The organism is Sanguibacter gelidistatuariae (assembly GCF_900096585.1).
Taxonomy (GTDB): domain Bacteria; phylum Actinomycetota; class Actinomycetes; order Actinomycetales; family Cellulomonadaceae; genus Sanguibacter; species Sanguibacter gelidistatuariae.
In genome coordinates this window covers 892,224-909,789 of the sequence record NZ_FMYH01000001.1, presented here as the reverse complement: position 1 = coordinate 909,789, position 17,566 = coordinate 892,224, and the positions used below count along the sequence as shown (strand labels likewise).

General features: G+C 69.8%; 17 protein-coding genes. 6 read left to right on the top strand and 11 right to left on the bottom strand.

Annotated elements, in window-relative coordinates; translation table 11 throughout:
- Positions 1 to 101: 101 nt before the first annotated feature.
- From BLQ50_RS04065 to BLQ50_RS04040, 6 genes are all read right to left on the bottom strand, one after another.
- Entirely contained in the window at positions 102 to 527 is a 426-nt protein-coding gene (locus BLQ50_RS04065) for an Rv3654c family TadE-like protein (protein ID WP_093181356.1), read from the bottom strand.
- Positions 524 to 934 (bottom strand): TadE family type IV pilus minor pilin, encoded by a 411-nt coding sequence (locus BLQ50_RS04060; RefSeq protein ID WP_093181355.1) that lies wholly within the window; start codon positions 932 to 934, stop codon positions 524 to 526. The genes BLQ50_RS04065 and BLQ50_RS04060 overlap by 4 nt, the downstream gene beginning before the upstream one ends.
- 2 nt (positions 935 to 936) lie before the next feature.
- Positions 937 to 1,104 carry a DUF4244 domain-containing protein gene (locus BLQ50_RS18965; RefSeq protein WP_342672044.1) on the bottom strand — a complete coding sequence of 56 codons (168 nt, stop codon included), beginning with the start codon at positions 1,102 to 1,104 and terminating at the stop codon, positions 937 to 939.
- 441 nt (positions 1,105 to 1,545) lie between these two features.
- Positions 1,546 to 2,361, bottom strand: a complete 816-nt coding sequence (locus BLQ50_RS04050) for a carbohydrate ABC transporter permease (RefSeq protein WP_245700865.1) — start codon at positions 2,359 to 2,361, stop codon at positions 1,546 to 1,548.
- Positions 2,358 to 3,194, bottom strand: a complete 837-nt coding sequence (locus BLQ50_RS04045; protein ID WP_245700864.1) for a carbohydrate ABC transporter permease — start codon at positions 3,192 to 3,194, stop codon at positions 2,358 to 2,360. Before BLQ50_RS04045 ends, BLQ50_RS04050 begins: the two co-directional genes overlap by 4 nt.
- A 237-nt stretch (positions 3,195 to 3,431) precedes the next feature.
- Positions 3,432 to 4,769: an ABC transporter substrate-binding protein gene (locus BLQ50_RS04040; RefSeq protein ID WP_093181345.1), complete on the bottom strand. Its 1,338-nt coding sequence runs from the start codon at positions 4,767 to 4,769 to the stop codon at positions 3,432 to 3,434.
- A gap of 215 nt (positions 4,770 to 4,984) precedes the next feature.
- On the opposite strand from BLQ50_RS04040, the gene BLQ50_RS04035 reads away from it, so the two are divergent.
- Positions 4,985 to 5,947 carry a sugar-binding transcriptional regulator gene (locus tag BLQ50_RS04035; RefSeq protein ID WP_245700863.1) on the top strand — a complete coding sequence of 321 codons (963 nt, stop codon included), beginning with the start codon at positions 4,985 to 4,987 and terminating at the stop codon, positions 5,945 to 5,947.
- A 110-nt stretch (positions 5,948 to 6,057) separates the two neighbouring features.
- Here BLQ50_RS04035 and BLQ50_RS04030 read toward each other — a convergent pair whose 3' ends face one another.
- The 5 genes from BLQ50_RS04030 to ssd form a co-directional block, all read right to left on the bottom strand.
- Entirely contained in the window at positions 6,058 to 7,542 is a 1,485-nt protein-coding gene (locus BLQ50_RS04030) for a mannitol dehydrogenase family protein (RefSeq protein WP_093181344.1), read from the bottom strand.
- Positions 7,543 to 7,677: 135 nt separating this feature from the next.
- Positions 7,678 to 8,328, bottom strand: a complete 651-nt coding sequence (locus BLQ50_RS04025; protein ID WP_245700862.1) for a type II secretion system F family protein — start codon at positions 8,326 to 8,328, stop codon at positions 7,678 to 7,680.
- Positions 8,325 to 9,119 carry a hypothetical protein gene (locus BLQ50_RS04020; RefSeq protein WP_245700861.1) on the bottom strand — a complete coding sequence of 265 codons (795 nt, stop codon included), beginning with the start codon at positions 9,117 to 9,119 and terminating at the stop codon, positions 8,325 to 8,327. Before BLQ50_RS04020 ends, BLQ50_RS04025 begins: the two co-directional genes overlap by 4 nt.
- Positions 9,116 to 10,354: a TadA family conjugal transfer-associated ATPase gene (locus BLQ50_RS04015; RefSeq protein ID WP_093181342.1), complete on the bottom strand. Its 1,239-nt coding sequence runs from the start codon at positions 10,352 to 10,354 to the stop codon at positions 9,116 to 9,118. Before BLQ50_RS04015 ends, BLQ50_RS04020 begins: the two co-directional genes overlap by 4 nt.
- Entirely contained in the window at positions 10,351 to 11,157 is an 807-nt protein-coding gene (gene ssd, locus BLQ50_RS04010; RefSeq protein ID WP_093181341.1) for a septum site-determining protein Ssd, read from the bottom strand. The genes BLQ50_RS04015 and ssd overlap by 4 nt, the downstream gene beginning before the upstream one ends.
- A 163-nt stretch (positions 11,158 to 11,320) precedes the next feature.
- Between ssd and BLQ50_RS04005 the strand changes: the two genes are divergently transcribed.
- The 5 genes from BLQ50_RS04005 (at position 11,321) to BLQ50_RS03985 (ending at position 17,558) form a co-directional block, all read left to right on the top strand.
- Positions 11,321 to 12,154, top strand: a complete 834-nt coding sequence (locus tag BLQ50_RS04005; protein WP_093181340.1) for an HAD family hydrolase — start codon at positions 11,321 to 11,323, stop codon at positions 12,152 to 12,154.
- A gap of 486 nt (positions 12,155 to 12,640) precedes the next feature.
- Complete coding sequence (locus tag BLQ50_RS04000; RefSeq protein WP_093181339.1) at positions 12,641 to 13,675, top strand: carbohydrate ABC transporter permease; 1,035 nt, start codon at positions 12,641 to 12,643, stop codon at positions 13,673 to 13,675.
- An 8-nt stretch (positions 13,676 to 13,683) separates the two neighbouring features.
- A complete protein-coding gene (locus BLQ50_RS03995; protein ID WP_175559004.1) occupies positions 13,684 to 14,529 on the top strand; it encodes a carbohydrate ABC transporter permease in 846 nt (281 codons plus the stop codon).
- 39 nt (positions 14,530 to 14,568) lie between these two features.
- The gene (locus tag BLQ50_RS03990) at positions 14,569 to 15,942 is read left to right on the top strand and encodes an ABC transporter substrate-binding protein (RefSeq protein ID WP_093181337.1); all 1,374 of its coding nucleotides are present in this window, start codon (positions 14,569 to 14,571) and stop codon (positions 15,940 to 15,942) included.
- A 230-nt stretch (positions 15,943 to 16,172) separates the two neighbouring features.
- On the top strand, positions 16,173 to 17,558 hold the full coding sequence (locus tag BLQ50_RS03985; RefSeq protein WP_093181699.1) for an NAD-dependent malic enzyme: 1,386 nt from the start codon (positions 16,173 to 16,175) through the stop codon (positions 17,556 to 17,558).
- Positions 17,559 to 17,566: the final 8 nt, after the last annotated feature.

Genomic DNA, 17,566 nt, shown 5'->3' with positions numbered 1-17,566 from the left:
GCCCTTTGCTCACCCACCTAACGCGCGCGAGCGGGTGAAAACGTCTTGGTGCACAGGATCGCCGCATCGGGCGTCAGACGGTTTGACCTGCCGGGTCGCTCTCATGGCGCGGCCGACGCCGGGCCAGCGCGCGCTGTTGCCCGCGCGGTCCTTCCGGCCGGCGCCGGGGCCTGAACCGAAATCGTGAACACCCCCGCGCCTTCGTCCTCGCAGGAGACCTGCACGGCGCCGTTACGCAGGGCCGTCTCCCGCGCGGTCTCGCACGGTGGGGCGTCGCCGTACATGGCAGACGTCGCGGCACCGAGCACCGCGAGATCGGCGGCGGACTGCGCTCTCGTGCGGGCCGCGGACGACCCGGCCAGCACCGCGACCGCGACCGCGCCAGTGACGAGAGTGGCGATGATCGCGAGCATCAGGACGCTCGCGCTCCCGCCGTCCCCACCCGGGCGGGGCCCGCACGGACTCCTGGAAGCTCCGTCGGCCGGGACCCCGCGGAGGTGCCCCCCGCGCGGAGCCCGGACGTTCATCCACCGCCGCCCTGTACGGGAGCGATCGCGCTCTCGAGCCACGCCGTCGCCTCACCGGTCGCGGTCAGCCCACCGGAGAACCACCCTCCCGCGACCGGCGCACGGACCTGGACCGTGACCCACGGATCCGCGCGGAGCACGCTCACGGTGAGGTCCTCACCTCCGATGTGCCGAACGATCTCAGCGACCCGGCCGTCGTTCTCGCCGGCTGCCGCGGCGCGAGCACCGGCGCGCGCCGCGTCCGCCACCCGCAGCTGGGTGGTCCCGGCCATCGCGATGAGGAGCACCGCGACCAGGACGAGGACCACCGCAGGGAGCGCGACCGCGAACTCTGCCGTGACGGCACCCCGTTCGCCGTTGCCGCCCGTCCGTCCGGGCGCCGCCCAGGCCCTGCGGCGGTCGATCATCGTCAGCCCACGCTCAACGCGGACTCGATGAGCCCCGACAGCAGGCTCCGCACCGTCTCGCTCTTGAGGATCAGGATGAGCAGGCCTGCGAAGCCCACCGCCGCGATGGTGGCGATGGCGTACTCCGCGGTCGCCATCCCCGCCTCCCGTCCGGTGGTCAGGGCGACCACGACCAAGCGTCGCCACGCTCGTGCTCGGTTCCTCGCTCGTGGTCGCGGGCGTCGCGGCGCTCTGGCGGATGTGGTTGTCATGGCGGTGTCCTCTCGATCGAAGGGCGCACCCGGGCCAGGTCGACGCCGGAACGCTCGCGCACCGGGGTCGGTGCGCCTCTCCCGAGCCTGCGCAGAGGCGCTCTCCTCGTCCATGCCGACCCGGTCGGGTGTGCACGGACGACCGTCTTCGTCGCCTTGTGCGCAAGGGAATCTGTCTTCGTCAGGCGTGGACGCCACCGGCGGATGCGCGCGTCGTCGTGGACGTCTGTCGTGGTCGACGTCTTCTGACACGCAGTGCGCACTGCAGTACGCACCACGCAGCCGGACGGCGGCGCACCTGCGGGTGCGCCGCCGTCCGGCTGCGTGGGTTGAGCAGGAACCGGCCCGGGGGCCGTCCCGCTACTTGATCGCCCCCATCGACAAGCCGCGCACGAGCTGCTTCTGCGCGATCCAGCCCGCGAGGATCACCGGTAGCACCGCGACGGTCGCCGCCGCGGAGAGCGACGCCAGGAACTGTCCGCGGCCGTCCACGAAGCTCGCCAGGAACGGAGGGACCGTCCGGGCCGCGGAGCTCGTCAGCAGCGTGGCCACGAAGTACTCGTTCCAGGCGAAGATGAAGCAGATGAGTGCGGCTGCCGCGACGCCAGGGAGCACCATCGGCAGCACGATGTTGGTCATCTCCTTGAAGAAGTTGGCGCCGTCGAGACGAGACGCCTCGATCACCTCGAACGGGACCTCGTTGAGGAACGAACGGATCATCCACACCGCGATCGGCAGGTTCATCGCCGTGTACACGATGAACAGCGCACCGACGGTGTCCAGGACACCGATGTTCTTGAAGATGATGTACAGCGGAAGGATGCCCGCGGCGATCGGCAAGAAGCGCGTCGAGATGAAGTAGAACAGGGTGTCCTGCACCTTCCCCACGGGGCGGATGCTCAACGCGTATGCGGCCGGGAAGGCGAGCACGATCACGAAGAGCGTGGAGCCGATGCTCGCGACGGCCGAGTTGATCATGTAGCCGCTTATGCCGCGCTCGCCCAGCCGACGGAAGTTCTCCAGGGTCGCGTCGAAAAAGATGACCGGAGGAGAGGACGCCGCGACGCCCTCGGTCTTGAAGGCGTTGAGGATCATCCAGGCCACGGGGAAGAAGAAGGCAAGGACGAGCGCCCACGTGATCGCTGTCGTCAGCGTGGAACGAATTCGAGCGTTCACTTGGATGCACCGACCTTGAATACGGAGAACAGCGTCCGCAGAGCAACGGACGCCACGATGATGGTCAAGATCACGACGACGACGCCGTACGCAGCTGCCTCGCCGACGTTGAGTCCGATGAAGGCTCGCTCGTACAGCAGATAGGCGAGTGTCTTGGTCCCGCCGGTGCCCTTTGTCATGATCGCGATCGGGTCGAATACCTGCACGAGCGTGATCGCCCCGAGGAGCACGGCGATCTCGACGTATTGCCTCAGGTGAGGCATGGTGATGTACAAGAAGGTCCGCCCCGCCCCGGCCCCGTCCACGGAGGCCGCCTCGAGGATGTCCTTGCTCTGGCTCTGCAGGCCAGCGAGGATGATCAGCATCATAAACGGCGTGTATTGCCAGGTCAGAACGATGACCACGGTTGCCAGCGGGTACTGGGTGTTCCAGGCCACCGGGTCCAGGCCGATCGCTTGGAGGGACGCGTTCAGCACCCCGATGTTCGTGTCGAACATCGAGTACTTCCAGATCAGGGCTGCCGCCGCCGGCATCACCAGGAACGGCGTGATGAGCAGCGTGCGTGCTACGGCCTGCCCGATGAACTTGCGGTCGAGCAGGAGCGCGAAGATCAGCCCGGAAAACACAGACAGCACGAGAGACAAGCCGGTGATCATGACGGTTGCGGTGATCGATGGAAAGAGATCACCGCTGCGCAGCACTTGCAGGTAGTTCTCGAACCCGACGAAGCCGCGATCACCGGGCTTGAGCAGGTTCCATCGGAGCGTGGAGTAGTAGATCGTGACCAGGAACGGAATCTGCGTTATCGCGATGCTGATGACCAGAGCGGGCATCAGGAGCATTCTCGGCAGCGTGAGCTTCGAGCGTATTCCGCGCGGTGCCGCAGGGCGTCGCACCACCTGGCCCTCCCGGGCCGGGGCAAGAGTCGTCACCATGATGGTGCCTCGATTCATCTCGGGCACGTCCCGGGGACCTGTCGCGTCGCTGCGACAGGGCCCCGGGACGACGGGCTGTGGGAGAAAGAGCAGATAGGCGATGTCGCCGGATCTGCGACTGTCGTTCGAGACCCGCTACTTCTGAGCGTCTCCCCCGCGCTGGGCGATCTCCTGCCCCTTGTCGAGCGCCTCCTGCACCGTCGACCGTCCTGCGATCGCGTCTGCGACGAGCTGGGAGACCTGGTTCCCGACGTCCTGGAACTCCGGGATGGTCACGTACTGGACACCGACCCAGGGCTGCGGGTTCACACCCGGGTGCGTCGGGTCGACGGAATTGATCACCTCAAGCGTGATCGGCGCAAAGGCCGCTGCGGCTTCCTGGTACTTGGGGTTCTCATAGGTCGACGTGCGGGCACCCGGGGGGACCAACGACCATCCGAGCTCCTCACCGACAAGGTTGTGGTACTCCTTGCTCGTCGCCCACTTGACGAACTCGACTGCCATGTCCTTGTTCTTCGAGTTCTTCGGAACCGCCAGGTTCCAGCTCCACAGCCAGCCGGCCTCCTCGGTCTTGACCACCGGTGCGTGGGAGTATCCGATCTTGCCCTTCACTGGCGAGTCGTCTGCCTCGAGCATCGACGCCGCGACAGATGCGTCATACCACATCGCGACCTTGCCGTTCTTGAGAGCGGTGAGGCATTCGTTGAAGCTGTAGGAGACCGGGTCGGCCTCGCCCGCGTCAGCCAGGAGGTCCGTGTAGAACGTGACCGCCTCGACGAACTCGGGAGAGTTCACCTGGGCGTTCCAGTCCATGTCGTACCAGTTGCCGCCGAAGGTCTGCACCACCGTCGTCAGCGGGGCAAACATGTCGCCCCATCCGGGCTTTCCACGAAGACAGATACCCGCCGTGTCGGACGAGTTGACCGCACGCGCCACGTCCGCGACCTCTTGCCACGTCGGGCGGTCCGAGAGGGACACGCCCGCAGCATCCAGGATGTCCTTGTTGTACATCAGCAGCGAGGACTCGCCGTAGAACGGGACGGCGTACTGCTTGTCGTCCACCGTCAGCATCTGTCGCACGGGCGGGAGAAGGTCGTCGACGTCGTACGCGGCGTCCGACAGTGGTTCTGTGAGGTCCGTGAGCCAGCCGTTCGCGCCCCACTGCGGCACCTCGTAGGACCCGACGGTCACGATGTCGTACTGCCCTGCGGCGTTCGCGACGTCGGCCGTGACCGTGCTGCGGAGGTCGCCCTCTTCCATGACCTGGAAGTTGACTGTGACTCCGGGGTGCGCCTTCTCGAAGGTGCCCTTCAACTTCTCCATGTCCTTCATCTGGCCGTTGTTGACGGTGGCCAGGGTCAGGGTCACGTTCTTGGACCCGTCGCCTCCGCCTCCCCCGCCGCCCGCGGCACCGCACGCGGCCAGCGCCATGACGCACAAGCCAGCGCCAACAGCCGTTGACACACTCTTCATTGAGCCCATCGGTGGTTCTCCTCAATTGGAATCCAAGATGACGACGAGCCGAGACGCCGCCAGAGGAGAGACTAGGCCGTAACACCCCGTGCTCACATGATCGCGACGCTGCGCTCATGTGGGGATGCTAATACCGATATGCTCAAGTGAGCAAGTGCTATTGCTCATTAGACTGGTCTCGATTTGGTCACCGTTGGCCGAGATGGGGTAACTCTGTGATCGACGCTATCCACGCTCACCTGCTCACCGAGGTGAGCACCGACCACTATCTCGACGGCAAATCGAAGGTCGAGATCGCCAAGGAACGCGGGTTCTCCCGCTTCCAGGTGGCACGCATGCTCGCCGAGGCCCGCGAGCTCGGGATCGTCCGCATCGAGATCGCCCCACCCGCGCACCTTGACCTGTCCCTCGCGCAGGATCTCGCGACAGCGCTCGGCGTCCACGAGGTGCTTGTCGTCCAGACAGGCACAGACAGCTCCGCCACCCGCGAGCACCTTGCCCGCGAGATCGCCCGGGTTGCCGTCCAACGCATCACCCAGGACTCGACACTCGGGATCTCGTGGTCGCGGACCATCGAGGCCGCAGCACATCACATCGACACGCTGCCGCCGTGCGACGTCGTCCAGCTGGTCGGCGCGCTCCCCGTGGCCGGCAGTGGGAACTCCCTCGAGCTCATCCAACACTTCAAGTCCATGGCCGGAGTGCGGACCTGGCCGGTCTGGGCGCCGCTCGTCGTGGACGACGCCGCAACCGCCGCCGGCCTGAGCCGCCAGCCCGAGATCGCCCAGGCGCTGCACCGGGCCGACTCCCTCGATGTCGCCGTCGTCGCCGTGGGGGCATGGTCGCCTCAGTCGTCGACCGTCTTCGACCACGTGAGCGCGAAGGAGCGCGCCGCAGCAACCGCGGCCGGAGCCGTCGCGGAGTGCTCTGGCAGGCTGTTCGACGCGCAGGGCAGGCCCGTGCGCACCGCTCTCGACGAGCGCATCATCGGGGTCACGCTCGACCAGCTCGCCCGCACGCCAGAGGTCATCACCGTCGGCTACGGGGCCGACGTCGCGATCGGGCTGCTCGGGGCCGCGCGGGGCGGGTTCGCCTCGACGCTGGTGATCGACGAGGCCGCCGCGGAGCAGCTCGGAGCCATCGTCGCCAGCGAGCAGCACCGCGTCAGCGGCGAGTGATCACCGGCTGAGATCCTCGACACAGAACCGACCACGTTCCCGGGGAAGTCATGGCGGCAGCGCACCGAGGAAGGGCGAGCGGCAGCGCACCGCCCGCCCTTGCCCCGGGGCTATCCCTGCGGAACGGCCACCAGCGCCTCGACCGTCGCCTGTGCCCCGCGTTCGTACAGCGAGCTCAGGGCTTGCGTGTACGCCTCCACGAAACGCGGCTCGTCGACGAGGTCGCCGAAGACCTCCCGGTCGGCGACGAACGCGAGCGGATCGGTCCGCTGGCGCAGTGCGGCGGCATGCAGACGGTCGCCGAGGCGGTCCACGATCTCGATGGGCTCGCCCTGCTCGTCGATGCCCTCGGCGTAGCGGGCCCAGCTGGCGACGATCGCTACGGACCGCTCGATCTCACCGCCGGTCGCCAGGTTCTCCCAGATGACAGGCAGCAACCACTTCGGGATGCGGTCTGAGGATTCCGCGCACAGCCGAGCGAGGGTGTCACGCACGTGCTCGTTCGAGAACCGCTCGATGAGCGTCCGCTTGTAGAGGTCGAGGTCGATCCCCGGGACGGCGGACAGCGTGGGCGTGGCCTCGCGGTCCATGTAGTCGAGGAGGAACGTCGCGAAGGCCGGGTCCTGGCAGACCTCGTGCGCGTACCGGTATCCGGCGAGGTACCCGAAGTAGCACTGGCCCTGGTGGCTCGCGTTGAGCAGCCGCAGCTTCATGAGCTCATACGGTTCCACGTCGTCGACCACCTGGACGCCCACCTCCTCATAGGCCGGACGGCCGTCGGCGAAACGGTCCTCGAGGACCCACTGGGTGAACGGTTCTGCGACGACCGGCCAGGCATCCTCGACGCCAAACCGCTCCGAGACCATCTCTCGGTCGGCGTCGGTCGTCACGGGGGTGATGCGGTCAACCATCGAGTTGGGGAAGGGGACGTTCGTCTCGATCCAGTCGCCGAGGTCCGCATCCTTCAGCGTCGCGAAGGCGACGAACATCTTGTGTGCGACGTTGCCGTTGCCCTGGATGTTGTCGCAGCTCATCACCGTGAACGGGATGATCCCGCGGTCGCGGCGTCGACGCAGCGCCTCGGTGACGAGGCCAAAGGTCGTGGCGGGGACGGCGCCGGGCTGCAGGTCGGCGGCAACGGCCTCGGTTGTCGCGTCGAACTCGCCGGTCACGTGGTGGACGTTGTATCCACCTTCGGTCACCGTCAGCGACACGATGCGGATCTCGGGTGACGCCATCTTCTCGATGACGGCTTCGGGATCCTCGGGGGCGAAGAGGTATTCCTTGATCGACCCGATGACCCGCCCCTCGAGCGTGCCGTCCGGGTGCTTGAGGACCAGCGTGTAGAGCCCGTCCTGGGCCGCGAGCGCATCACGCATCCGGACATCACCGGGCAGGACTCCGACGCCGCAGATCGCCCAGTCGAGCGCCTTGCCGTCGTTCATCAGCGTGTCGAGGTACATGGCCTGGTGGGACCGGTGGAAGCCGCCCACCCCGAAGTGGACGATCCCGGCTGTCAGCGCGGAGCGATCGTAGGTGGGCGTCTTGAGGGGGGCCGGGAGGTGACGGACGATCTCGTCATTGAGCGTTGTCATGGTGGACCTCGATCGGAGAAGATTCCGCGCGCAGCGCAGTGGACCGCTTCACGATATCAGATGAGCCGCGTGGCATTCTCATATGAGCAGGACGGCTGAGTTCTCCCAGCGCACGGCTCGGGGGTGCACAGTCCCTCAGTGTCCAAGGACCCCGGCCCCCAAGGACAGGAGCAGCGGAACCAGACCGATCAGCACGAAGGCCGGCAGGAAGCACAGCCCGAGCGGCAGCACGAGGCGCACCCCCAGCCGCGCGGCCTCCGCCCGCGCCCGGGAGTCGGCGTCCTGGCTGATCTGCAGGCCGGCCACCCGCAGCGCCTCCCGCGGCGCCGAGCCGTGCACCCAGGCCGGTCGCAGCGCGCTCGCCAGGGGCGAGAAGCGGTCCGGGGCGTTGGCCCAGGCCGTCTCCCAGGGCGCCCCGAGCAGAAGTGCGGCCGCGACGGACCCGAGGGCAAGCCCATCCGGTCCGGCCAGGGCCCGTCCGGTCGCCTCGAGCGCGCGTGGGACCCCCGCCCCGGCGCTCAGCGCCGCCCCGACGAGGTCGAGCAGCACGGCGAGCTCGACCCGGGGCGCGGCCCGCGGGTGTCCCGCGCGACGGCGTCGGACGGGAGTGCGATCCCGGCCCAGGACCGACGGGCGCCGGCCCGCCAGTCGCCAGGGCGTGAGCGCCGCCCAGGCCAGCGACGCCACGACCGCGGCCAGCTGAAGCTCGTCGCGGCCCACGGTCGTGCCCCACCACGCGACCAGGTCCGTGGCCGCGTGGTGCACCCCTGCGGCGTCGAGGATCACAGCGGTTCCCCGGCCGCCCGGGCCCGCGCGACCAGCCGGGCGGTCCATCGGTGCCCGACGCCGACCAGCACCAGACCGCCCGCCGGTGCCACCGCGCCCAGGCCGCCAGCCAGGAACAGCCCCAGCGGGTCGGCCCCCAGCGCCATCCCGAGGACCGCGCCGATGCCGGGCAGCCACGCCAGCACACGAGCCGTCGAGCGCGGACCTGCCAGGGCGGCCGCACGCTCCGACTCCGCCCGGGCCGCGCCCACGAGCGTGCCGACGATCGCGTCCAGCACGACGGCGAGGGGCGCTCCCACCTCGGCGGCGAGGCGGCAGGCCGCCACGATCGCGGCCACCTGCCGCTGAGCCCGGTCCGCGTCGCGCGTACGGCCGGGGCCCTGGCCCGCACTCACCAGGGCAGTGAGGTCGCCGGCGTCGGGGACGCCGAGCCGGTCGACCCGCACCGCGCCCACCATCGGCCAGGCCTTACCGGGGCTGACGCCACCACGCAGGAGCCCGGCCACCTGCGTCACGATCACCTGCACGCTCGCCCGGTCGCCCCCGGCCCCGCTCCGCGGGCGTCCCCGCGCCGGCGCCCTCCGCAGGCGGCCACGAAGCGTTCCCGGCCAGCGCCCGGCTCGTCCATCAGGGCGGGCGACCCGTCCCACCGGACGCCCCCGGGGGCCGACGACGACCAGAACCGCACACCCCACCAGCATTCCGACCACCCCGGCCCACGCCCCGATGCCCGTGATCGCGTCCGCGGCGACCGTCAGGAGGTCCCCCGCGGGAACCGAGCCCGCCGTCACCACGCCCGCCCCTGCTCCCCGACATCGGGCCCAGCACCAGGACCTGCGCCGAACCCCAGCCGCTGGGCCAGCGCCGGCCACTGCTCGTGCTCCTGCGGTGCCCCGACCCCGTTCCAGCTCAGGGCCGGCGAGACGACCAACCGGCCCACCCCGTCCCGGCCGACCGCCGCGATCTCGCTGACGAACCGCCGAGCATCCTCACCCGGCAGCCGGGTCCGGCGCAGGTGGATCACGACGTCGAGCGCGCTGACGGCCTGCGCGGCGACGGCCTCGCGGTCCATCCCGGCCAGGGCCGCGAGCGCCTCGAGGCGGGCCGGGACGTCGGCCGCGGTGTTGGCGTGCACCGTCGCGCAGCCACCCTCGTGCCCGGTGTTGAGGGCGGTCAGGACGTCGCGGACCTCGGCCCCGCGACACTCGCCCAGCACGATCCGGTCGGGACGCATACGCAGCGCGTTGCGGACCAGGTCGGACAGCTCGACCGCCCCAGATCCCTCGATGTTGGGCCTGCGCGCCACGAGCGCGACGACGTGCGGGTGGTCGGCCGCCAGCTCCCGGGCCTCCTCGATTGTGACGATCCGCTCGCCCGGGTCGACCATCGAGAGCAATGCCGCGAGCAGCGTGGTCTTCCCCGTGCCGGTCGCCCCGGAGATGAGGAAGCTCGCCCGCTCGGCCACGACGGCGCGCAGGACCGGCTCCCAGCCAGGCGGGATCATCCAGACCGCCACGAGCTCGTCGAGGGTGAAGGCCCGCGTCCGCATGACCCGTAGCGAAATCACCGCCCCGGACGCGCAGACCGGTTCGATCACGGCGTGCAGGCGCGTGCCGTCCGGCAGGCGCGCGTCGACCGTCGGGCAGGCGTCGTCCAGTCGCTGTCCACCCGCCGCGGCTAGCCGCACGGCCAGGTCTCGCACGTCCTGTGCGGTCCCGAGGTCGACGCCCGTCCGCTCCAGCCCGCGCCCGCGGTCGACCCACACCTCGGTGGGTCCGTTTACCAGCACGTCTGTGACCAGCGGGTCTTCGAGAAATGGCTGCAGATCTCCGGCGCCGAGCAGCTCCGCGCGTACCTGCTTGATCATCTCCTCGAGCGCGGTGCTGCCCAGCACGAGCCCGCTGGCCCGCAACGCGTCGACCACCTGGTCCCGGCTCGGCCGCCCGGCCACCCGGGACAACCGCTCGCGGACACCGATGAGCACCGGTTCCCCGCCCCAGTGGCCTGCGTCGGCGGACCCGCTCATCGCAGGGCCCAGTCGCGGGTCCCGGTCACCCGACCTGCGGCGCAGACCCGGGTGAGGACGTCCATCGCCACAGCGCCGAGCCCGCGGGATCGGCGCGAGAGCCGGGGGCCAGCGCCTCGTTCGAGGTCGGCCGTCATCGACCGCGCGGGCCTGAGCTCTCCCCACAGGTCAAGACCGCTCGCGGTGGCCACGTCCAGGGCGGTGAGCCGTCCCGCCGCCGGCCCCCGCACGACCACGCCGGCCGCCACCCCGCGGTCGAGCACGCCGTCCAGGGCGATCGCGCCCGCAACCGAGGAGAGGTCGCGGCACGCCAGGACCACCCACGCCGTGCAGCCCCCGCTCCACCGCCCCGCGAGCGCGGTCGGCACGTCGTGCACGACGACGTCGCAGACCAGGGTGAGGGCACCCACCACATCCCGGGGGACGTCGTCGGGCAGGGCGCCTGGGCGGGTGCGGTCCGCGCTGAGCACGCCCGCGTCGCGCCAGCGCGGCAGCAGTGCGTGCAGCTGGTCGCCGACCACCTCCCCGCGGGCGGAGTGCAGGTCCGGCCAGCGCAGCCCCGGTTCCTCCTCGATGCCGAGCAGGACGTCGAGGCCACCTCCGTCGCGCGCGCCGTCGACCAGGACTGTCCTGGCGCCCTCGCGAGCCGCGACGGCCGCGAGCGCGGCCGCGAAGACCGACGCCCCCGCGCCGCCGCGCGCCCCGACGACGCCGATCACGGTGCCGGTGCCGCCTCGTGGCCGCCCCGCCCCGCTGCCGTCGTCGCCTCCCGTCCGGTGGTCTCCCGTCCTGTCGTGTGCCATTGCGCCATCGTGTCGGGCCCGAGATCACCCGACCTGACTGCTCGGCCGATCGGTGCGCGCAGGCACTGACGCCAGACCCTGGGGGCAACTTGTTCCCGTGCGGGCACCGCGACTGTCACCTTCGAGGCCCCATGGACGCCCCCCACCGGGCTAGGCTCACTGCGTGAACCACGACACGGAGCAGCGTCGCACCGCCGCGTTCTTCGACTTGGACAAGACGATCATCGCGACGTCGTCCGCCGCGGCCTTCTCCCGTCCGTTCTACGCGGGCGGGCTGATCAGCCGAGGCGCGGTGCTGCGCAGCGCCTACGCCCACTTCCTCTACATGGTCGGCAGCGCCGACGCCGACCAGACCGAACGCATGCGCGCGCACCTGAGCTCGATGGTCACCGGGTGGCCGGTCGACCAGGTGTCCTCGATCGTGGCCGAGACCCTGCACCAGTACATCGACCCCTACGTGTACTCCGAGGCGGTCGAGCTCATCGCCGGTCACCACGCCGCGGGCCGCGACGTGGTGATCGTCTCCGCCTCGGGCTCCGAGCTGGTCGAGCCGATCGCCGCGGTGCTCGGCGCCGACCATGCGATCGCCACCCGGATGGAGATCTCGGGCGGCAAGTACACGGGCCAGATCGACTTCTACGCCTACGGGGAAAACAAGGCCCTGGCGATCACCGAGCTCGCTCGCAGCGCCGGCTACGACCTCGAGGGCTCCTACGCCTACTCCGACTCGATCACCGACGCCCCGATGCTCGAGGTCGTCGGGCACAGCTTCGCGGTCAACCCGGACCGCACGCTGCGCCGCCTCGCGGCCGAGCGCGGCTGGGGTGTGCTGACCTTCAACCGGCCGATCGCCCTCAGCCCGAGGCTGTCACCGCGCACGTCCGTGCTGACCATCGTGGCGGTCGCCGCCGCGGCCATAGTGGTCGCGGCGGTGTGCCGCTCCATCCGCGTCCACAGGTCCTCGCTACCACTTCCCAAGGGCGGGAAACAGGGGTAGAAAGGAATCACAACAGCACACGTAGGCGAACCGGAACCCACGCGCGATCAGTCCACGTTAGGACGTGTTGACCGGGCTAGTCCCGTAACAACAACTTGATGAAGCACGCCTGATATCCGTTCCCTAGTGCCGACCTGACGGCGCCCCTTCTTCCGAAGGGGCGCCGTCAGGTTGTTTCATGCCCGACGGCGCCCCGCCCGGCAGCCCCGCCCGCCCACTGAGACGTTCCCCCGCGCCGTTGACATCGCCGTCAACTCGGTTCTATCTTCTCCGCTTGTGGCGAGGCCGCACCACGCCGTCGCACGAGCAGCCGCCCATCCTGGACGGCCCGACCAGACGAAGGAGGACCACCGTGGGACACAGCCGCCCGGGCGCTTCCTTCCCCTGTTGTCGTAGTTGCGCTCTGCCGCCACGCACCTGACCCGCCACGAGCGATCGACCTCGTCTCGCGGCAGGTGCCCACACACCTAGCCGCTGGATCCCGTCATGCCCTCTGCTCCCCTGGAGCCGGTCCGCACGCTCACGGACGCCCCCCGCACTGCCGAAGCCTCCCTGTCCGGTCGCCAGACCGCGCCGACCCCACCAACCGCGCCGGCCGCTGTGGCACCCGTGGATCACCGCCACACGCACCGCCCCACGCACCGCCGACGCCGCCGGCTCGTGCAGGCCCTCACCGGGTACGCCTTCCTCGCGCCGAGCCTGATCGGCGTCGGGCTGTTCCTCGTGGTGCCGGTCATCGCCGCCGTCGTCATCAGCTTTCAGGACTGGGACCTCATCAGCCCCGCCACGTGGGTGGGCTGGGACAACTACGTGGAGGTGCTGCGCTCACCCCAGGTACGCAACTCCTTGCTCGTGACCATCGCGTTCACGGTCATGGTCATCCCGACTCAGACCGGGCTCGGCCTGTTCTGCGCCGTGCTCCTGCACAAGAAGCTGCCCGGCTCGACGTTCTTCCGCATCGTGTTCGCCATCCCGTGGATCTGCGCACCACTGACCCTGGGCATCGTGTGGAAGTGGATCTTCGCCCCGACCGACGGGGCGCTCAACGCGCTGCTCGGCGTGCGCATCGAGTGGCTGAGCAGCCTCACGCTCGCCCTGCCCGCCGTCGCCGCGGTCAACGTCTGGACGCACGTCGGGTACGTCACCCTGTTCTTCCTCGCCGGCCTTGCCGCGGTCCCCCAGGACCTGCAGAACGCGGCCAGGCTCGACGGCGCGAGCGAGACCCGCCTGTTCTGGGCCGTCACGGTCCCCCTGCTCCGTCCCACGACCTTCTTCGTGCTGGCCACGGGCATCATCGGAACGTTCCAGGCCTTCGATTCGATCTACGCCATGACCGGCGGAGGCCCCGGGGTGCCTGGGCGGACCGACGTCTTGGCAGCTCGCATCTACTACGACGCCTTCGAGTCTCTCGACATGGGGCGCGCGGCCACGCTGTCGGTCCTCCTGATGATCCTCCTCGTGGTGCTCACCGTGGCCCAGCAGAGGTACTTCCGCCGCCGCATCACCTACGACCTGTCATGAGAGACCTGATGAAGCAACCCCGCCAGCGCCGCCTGCGGAGCCGGTTGTCCACCGCGAGCATCTACGCGGTGCTCGTCGCGGGCGCGGCCCTCACCCTCGCGCCCTTCCTGCTCTCCGCGATGACGTCGCTCAAGTCGGCGAGACAGCTCGCCCACGAGCCGTCACTCGCCCTGCCCGACCCGGTCACGCTCGACAGCTTCCGCAGCCTGTTCTCCGAGCACTCCTTCCTCACCCCGCTCGCGGTCACCGCGCAGGTGACGCTGGTCGTGCTCGTCGTCCAGCTGACCTGCTCGATCCTGGCGGCCTACGCCTTCGCGCGGCTGACCTTCCCCGGTCGGGACCTGCTGTTCTGGGTCTATCTCGCGACGATGATGATTCCCCAGGTCGCCACGCTCGTCCCGCTCTACTCGATCATGGTCTCGGCCGGTCTGCGCAACACGTTCTGGGGCATCGTGCTACCCACGCTCCTCGGTTCCCCCTATGCGGTGTTCCTGCTGCGCGAGTACTTCCGCGGCATCCCCGAGGACATCGTGAGCGCCGCCCGCATCGACGGCTGCGGTCCGGTACGCGTGCTGCGCTACGTCGTGCTGCCGATGTCCCGGCCGATCATCGCCACTCTCGCGGTCATCACGATCGTGGCGCAGTGGAACAACTTCCTCTGGCCCCGGGTCATCACCTCGGGCGAGCAGTGGCAGGTGCTCACCGTCGCGACCGCGGCGCTGCAGAGCCAGTTCAACGGGAATTGGACCCTGGTCACCGCGGCCACCACGATCGCCCTGCTCCCCCTCATCGTCTTGTACCTGTTGTGCCAGCGCCAGATCGTGTCCTCGATCTCGCTGACCGGGTTCAAGTAGCCCCCCCACCCATCCATCCACCACTCAGGAGAACCGACGATGAGCATCCATCGCCCCACCCCGCCCACCACCCGCCACAGCCGCCTCGTGCGGGGAACGAGCCTCCTCGCGGCGGCCGCGCTGCTGGCGGCCTGCTCACCGTCGGGGGACGGCTCGTCGGCCGCCGCCGACGACTCGGGCACCACGACGGTGACGTTCCGGCTGTGGGACGAGCAGGTCGCCAAGGCCTACGAGAAGTCTTTCGCGGCGTTCACCGCGCAGAACCCCGACATCACGGTCGACGTGAACGTCGTGCCGTGGGCCAGCTACTGGGACCAGCTGCCGATCGACGTCGGCGCCGGGACGATCGACGACATCTTCTGGCTCAACTCATCCAACGTCGCCAGGTATGCCGCCGCCGGCCAGCTCGTCGATATCACCGATGCCCTCGGCTCCGCATCCGACGGGTGGCAGGCGTCCGTCGTCGACCAGTACACGATCGGCGGCTCGCTCTGGGGTGTGCCCCAGCTCTCCGACGCGAACGGCGTCTTCTACAACGCCGACCTGCTCGACGCCGCAGGGATCGACCCCGCAGACCTCGCCGGTCTCTCCTGGGTTCCCGGGGCAGGCCCGCAGGACACCCTGCTGCCCGCGCTGCAGGCCCTCACGCTCGACTCCTCGGGTCACACGGCCGCCGATCCGGCCTTCGACGCGAGCGCGATCTCCCAGTTCGGCTACAACGCCGGACTCGACCTCCAGGCCATCTACTACCCCTTCGTCGGATCGAACGGAGGAGCCTGGCAGGCCAGCGACAGCGACGCGTACGTCTTCGCGGACGACCCCAAGTCGGTCGAAGCCATCCAGTACGTCGTCGATCTCATCAACGCCCACCACGTCTCCCCGTCCGCGGCGGACACCAACGACAACGGCGACTTCAGCCGTGACCAGTTCCTCCAGGGCAAGCTCGCGATCTTCCAGTCCGGCACGTACAACCTCGCCAACGTGCGCGACGGCGCCGACTTCACCTGGGGGCTGACCACCGTCCCGCAGGGCCCCGCGGGATCCGTCACGGTCGCCAACGGGATCATCGCCGCAGCAAGCTCGGCCAGCGACCACAAGGACGCCGTGACCAAGGTCCTCGCGTGGATCGGCTCGGACGAGGGTGCCTCCTACATCGCGGCCGACGGCAGTGCCTTCCCCGCCGTCACCGGCGCGCAGCAGGCCTACCTCGACTACTGGGCTGGACAGGGCGTGGACGTCACGCCCTTCCTCGACGCGGCTGAGGGCGCCACGATCGGTGCACCGCACGGAGCCGAGGCCGGCCCAGGGGCGAACGCCGCAGCGGAGGTCCTCAAGGAGGTCTTCCTCGGCCGCCTCGACGTCGCGACCGGCCTCTCCCAGGCCCAGGAGGCCGCCAACACAGCAATCAAGTAACCCGCTGACCCTCCCGCTCCCCGCCGAACTCGTGAACCGCTCGTCGAACTCGTGAGCGACGGCCGTCGCGCCGCCCGATCGACCCGTGGCTCACGAGTTCGGCGACGCATTCACGAGTTCGGCGACCGGAGGTGGGGTGGGGCGACGCAACCGGGGCGGGGTGGCGCGACCGGGGCTCGCACACCGCGGCGCCCGGTTGTGCCACCGGCCTCGATCACTAGTGTGTGGTCATGACGACAGTGCCGAGCGTGTCCTCCTCGATCACGATCCGCCTCGAGGTCGAGGCTCGGCCCACCGCGGTGAGCGAGCTCACCACCGCGATCGAGGAGACCGGCGGGATCGTCACCGCCCTGGACGTCACCGCCTCCGGGCACGAGCGCATCACGGTCGACGTGACGTGCGCGACCCGCGGGGACGGCCACGCGGAAGACATCGTCGCCCATCTCAAGGCCCTCGCCGGCGTGGTCGTCGGGCCGGTGAGCGACCGGACGTTCCTGCTGCACCTGGGCGGGAAGCTGCGCATCGAGTCGAAGGTCCCCATCCGCAACCGCGACGACCTGTCGATGATCTACACCCCGGGCGTCGCCCGGGTCTGCGAGGCGATCGCGGCGAATCCCGCCGATGCCCGCCGGCTGACCATCAAGCGCAACACGATCGCGGTCGTCACCGACGGCACGGCCGTGCTCGGCCTGGGGGACATCGGGCCGCTCGCCTCGCTGCCCGTCATGGAGGGCAAGGCCGCGCTGTTCAAGCGCTTCGCCGGGATCGACGCCTTCCCGATCGCCCTCGACACGACCGACGTCGACCAGATCGTGGCGACCGTCAAGGCGATCGCGCCGGTCTTCGCGGGCATCAACCTCGAGGACATCTCCGCGCCGAGGTGCTTCGAGATCGAGCGCCGGCTGCGGGCCGAGCTCGACATCCCGGTCTTCCACGACGACCAGCACGGCACCGCGATCGTCGCGCTCGCCGCCCTGACCAACGCGCTCAAGGTGGTGGGCAAGACCATCGCCGGGGTGCGCATCGTGCTCTCCGGGGCGGGCGCGGCGGGGACCGCGGTGCTCAAGCTGCTCCTCGCAGCGGGCGCCGTCGACGTCGTGGTCGCCGACATCGACGGGGTCGTCAGTCGCGGGCGCGCGGGGCTCACCCCCGACCTCGCCTGGACCGCCGAGCACACCAACCCGCGCGGGGTCACCGGCACGCTACGCGCCGCGATGGCCGGGGCGGACGTGTTCATCGGCGTCTCGGCTCCGCACATCATCTCCGGGGCCGACGTCGCCACGATGGCCCCGCGGTCCATCGTCTTCGCGATGGCCAACCCCGAGCCGGAGATCGATCCCGACGACGCGGCGCAGTTCGCGGAGATCGTGGGGACCGGGCGCAGCGACTTCGCCAACCAGATCAACAACGTCCTGGCGTTCCCGGGTGTGTTCCGCGGGCTGCTCGATGCCCAGTCCAACAAGGTGACCGACGCACTGCTCCTCGCGGCGGCCCAGGCCCTCGCCGCGGTGATCAGCGACGACGAGCTCAACCCGACGTACATCATCCCGAGCGTCTTCAACCCGCAGGTGACCACGCTTGTGGCCGCGGCGGTCGAGGCCGCCGCACGCGCCTGAGTTGGCGC

Bases quoted from the DNA above. Each gene is read 5' to 3' on its own strand.
- BLQ50_RS04065 (WP_093181356.1), bottom strand. From the start codon at position 527: ATGAACGTCCGGGCTCCGCGCGGGGGGCACCTCCGCGGGGTCCCGGCC.
- BLQ50_RS04060 (WP_093181355.1), bottom strand. From the start codon at position 934: ATGATCGACCGCCGCAGGGCCTGGGCGGCGCCCGGACGGACGGGCGGC.
- BLQ50_RS04045 (WP_245700864.1), bottom strand. From the start codon at position 3,194: ATGCCCGCTCTGGTCATCAGCATCGCGATAACGCAGATTCCGTTCCTG.
- BLQ50_RS04040 (WP_093181345.1), bottom strand. From the start codon at position 4,769: ATGAAGAGTGTGTCAACGGCTGTTGGCGCTGGCTTGTGCGTCATGGCG.
- BLQ50_RS04030 (WP_093181344.1), bottom strand. From the start codon at position 7,542: ATGACAACGCTCAATGACGAGATCGTCCGTCACCTCCCGGCCCCCCTC.
- BLQ50_RS04015 (WP_093181342.1), bottom strand. From the start codon at position 10,354: ATGAGCGGGTCCGCCGACGCAGGCCACTGGGGCGGGGAACCGGTGCTC.
- ssd (WP_093181341.1), bottom strand. From the start codon at position 11,157: ATGGCACACGACAGGACGGGAGACCACCGGACGGGAGGCGACGACGGC.
- BLQ50_RS04000 (WP_093181339.1), top strand. From the start codon at position 12,641: ATGCCCTCTGCTCCCCTGGAGCCGGTCCGCACGCTCACGGACGCCCCC.
- BLQ50_RS03995 (WP_175559004.1), top strand. From the start codon at position 13,684: ATGAAGCAACCCCGCCAGCGCCGCCTGCGGAGCCGGTTGTCCACCGCG.
- BLQ50_RS03990 (WP_093181337.1), top strand. From the start codon at position 14,569: ATGAGCATCCATCGCCCCACCCCGCCCACCACCCGCCACAGCCGCCTC.
- BLQ50_RS03985 (WP_093181699.1), top strand. From the start codon at position 16,173: ATGACGACAGTGCCGAGCGTGTCCTCCTCGATCACGATCCGCCTCGAG.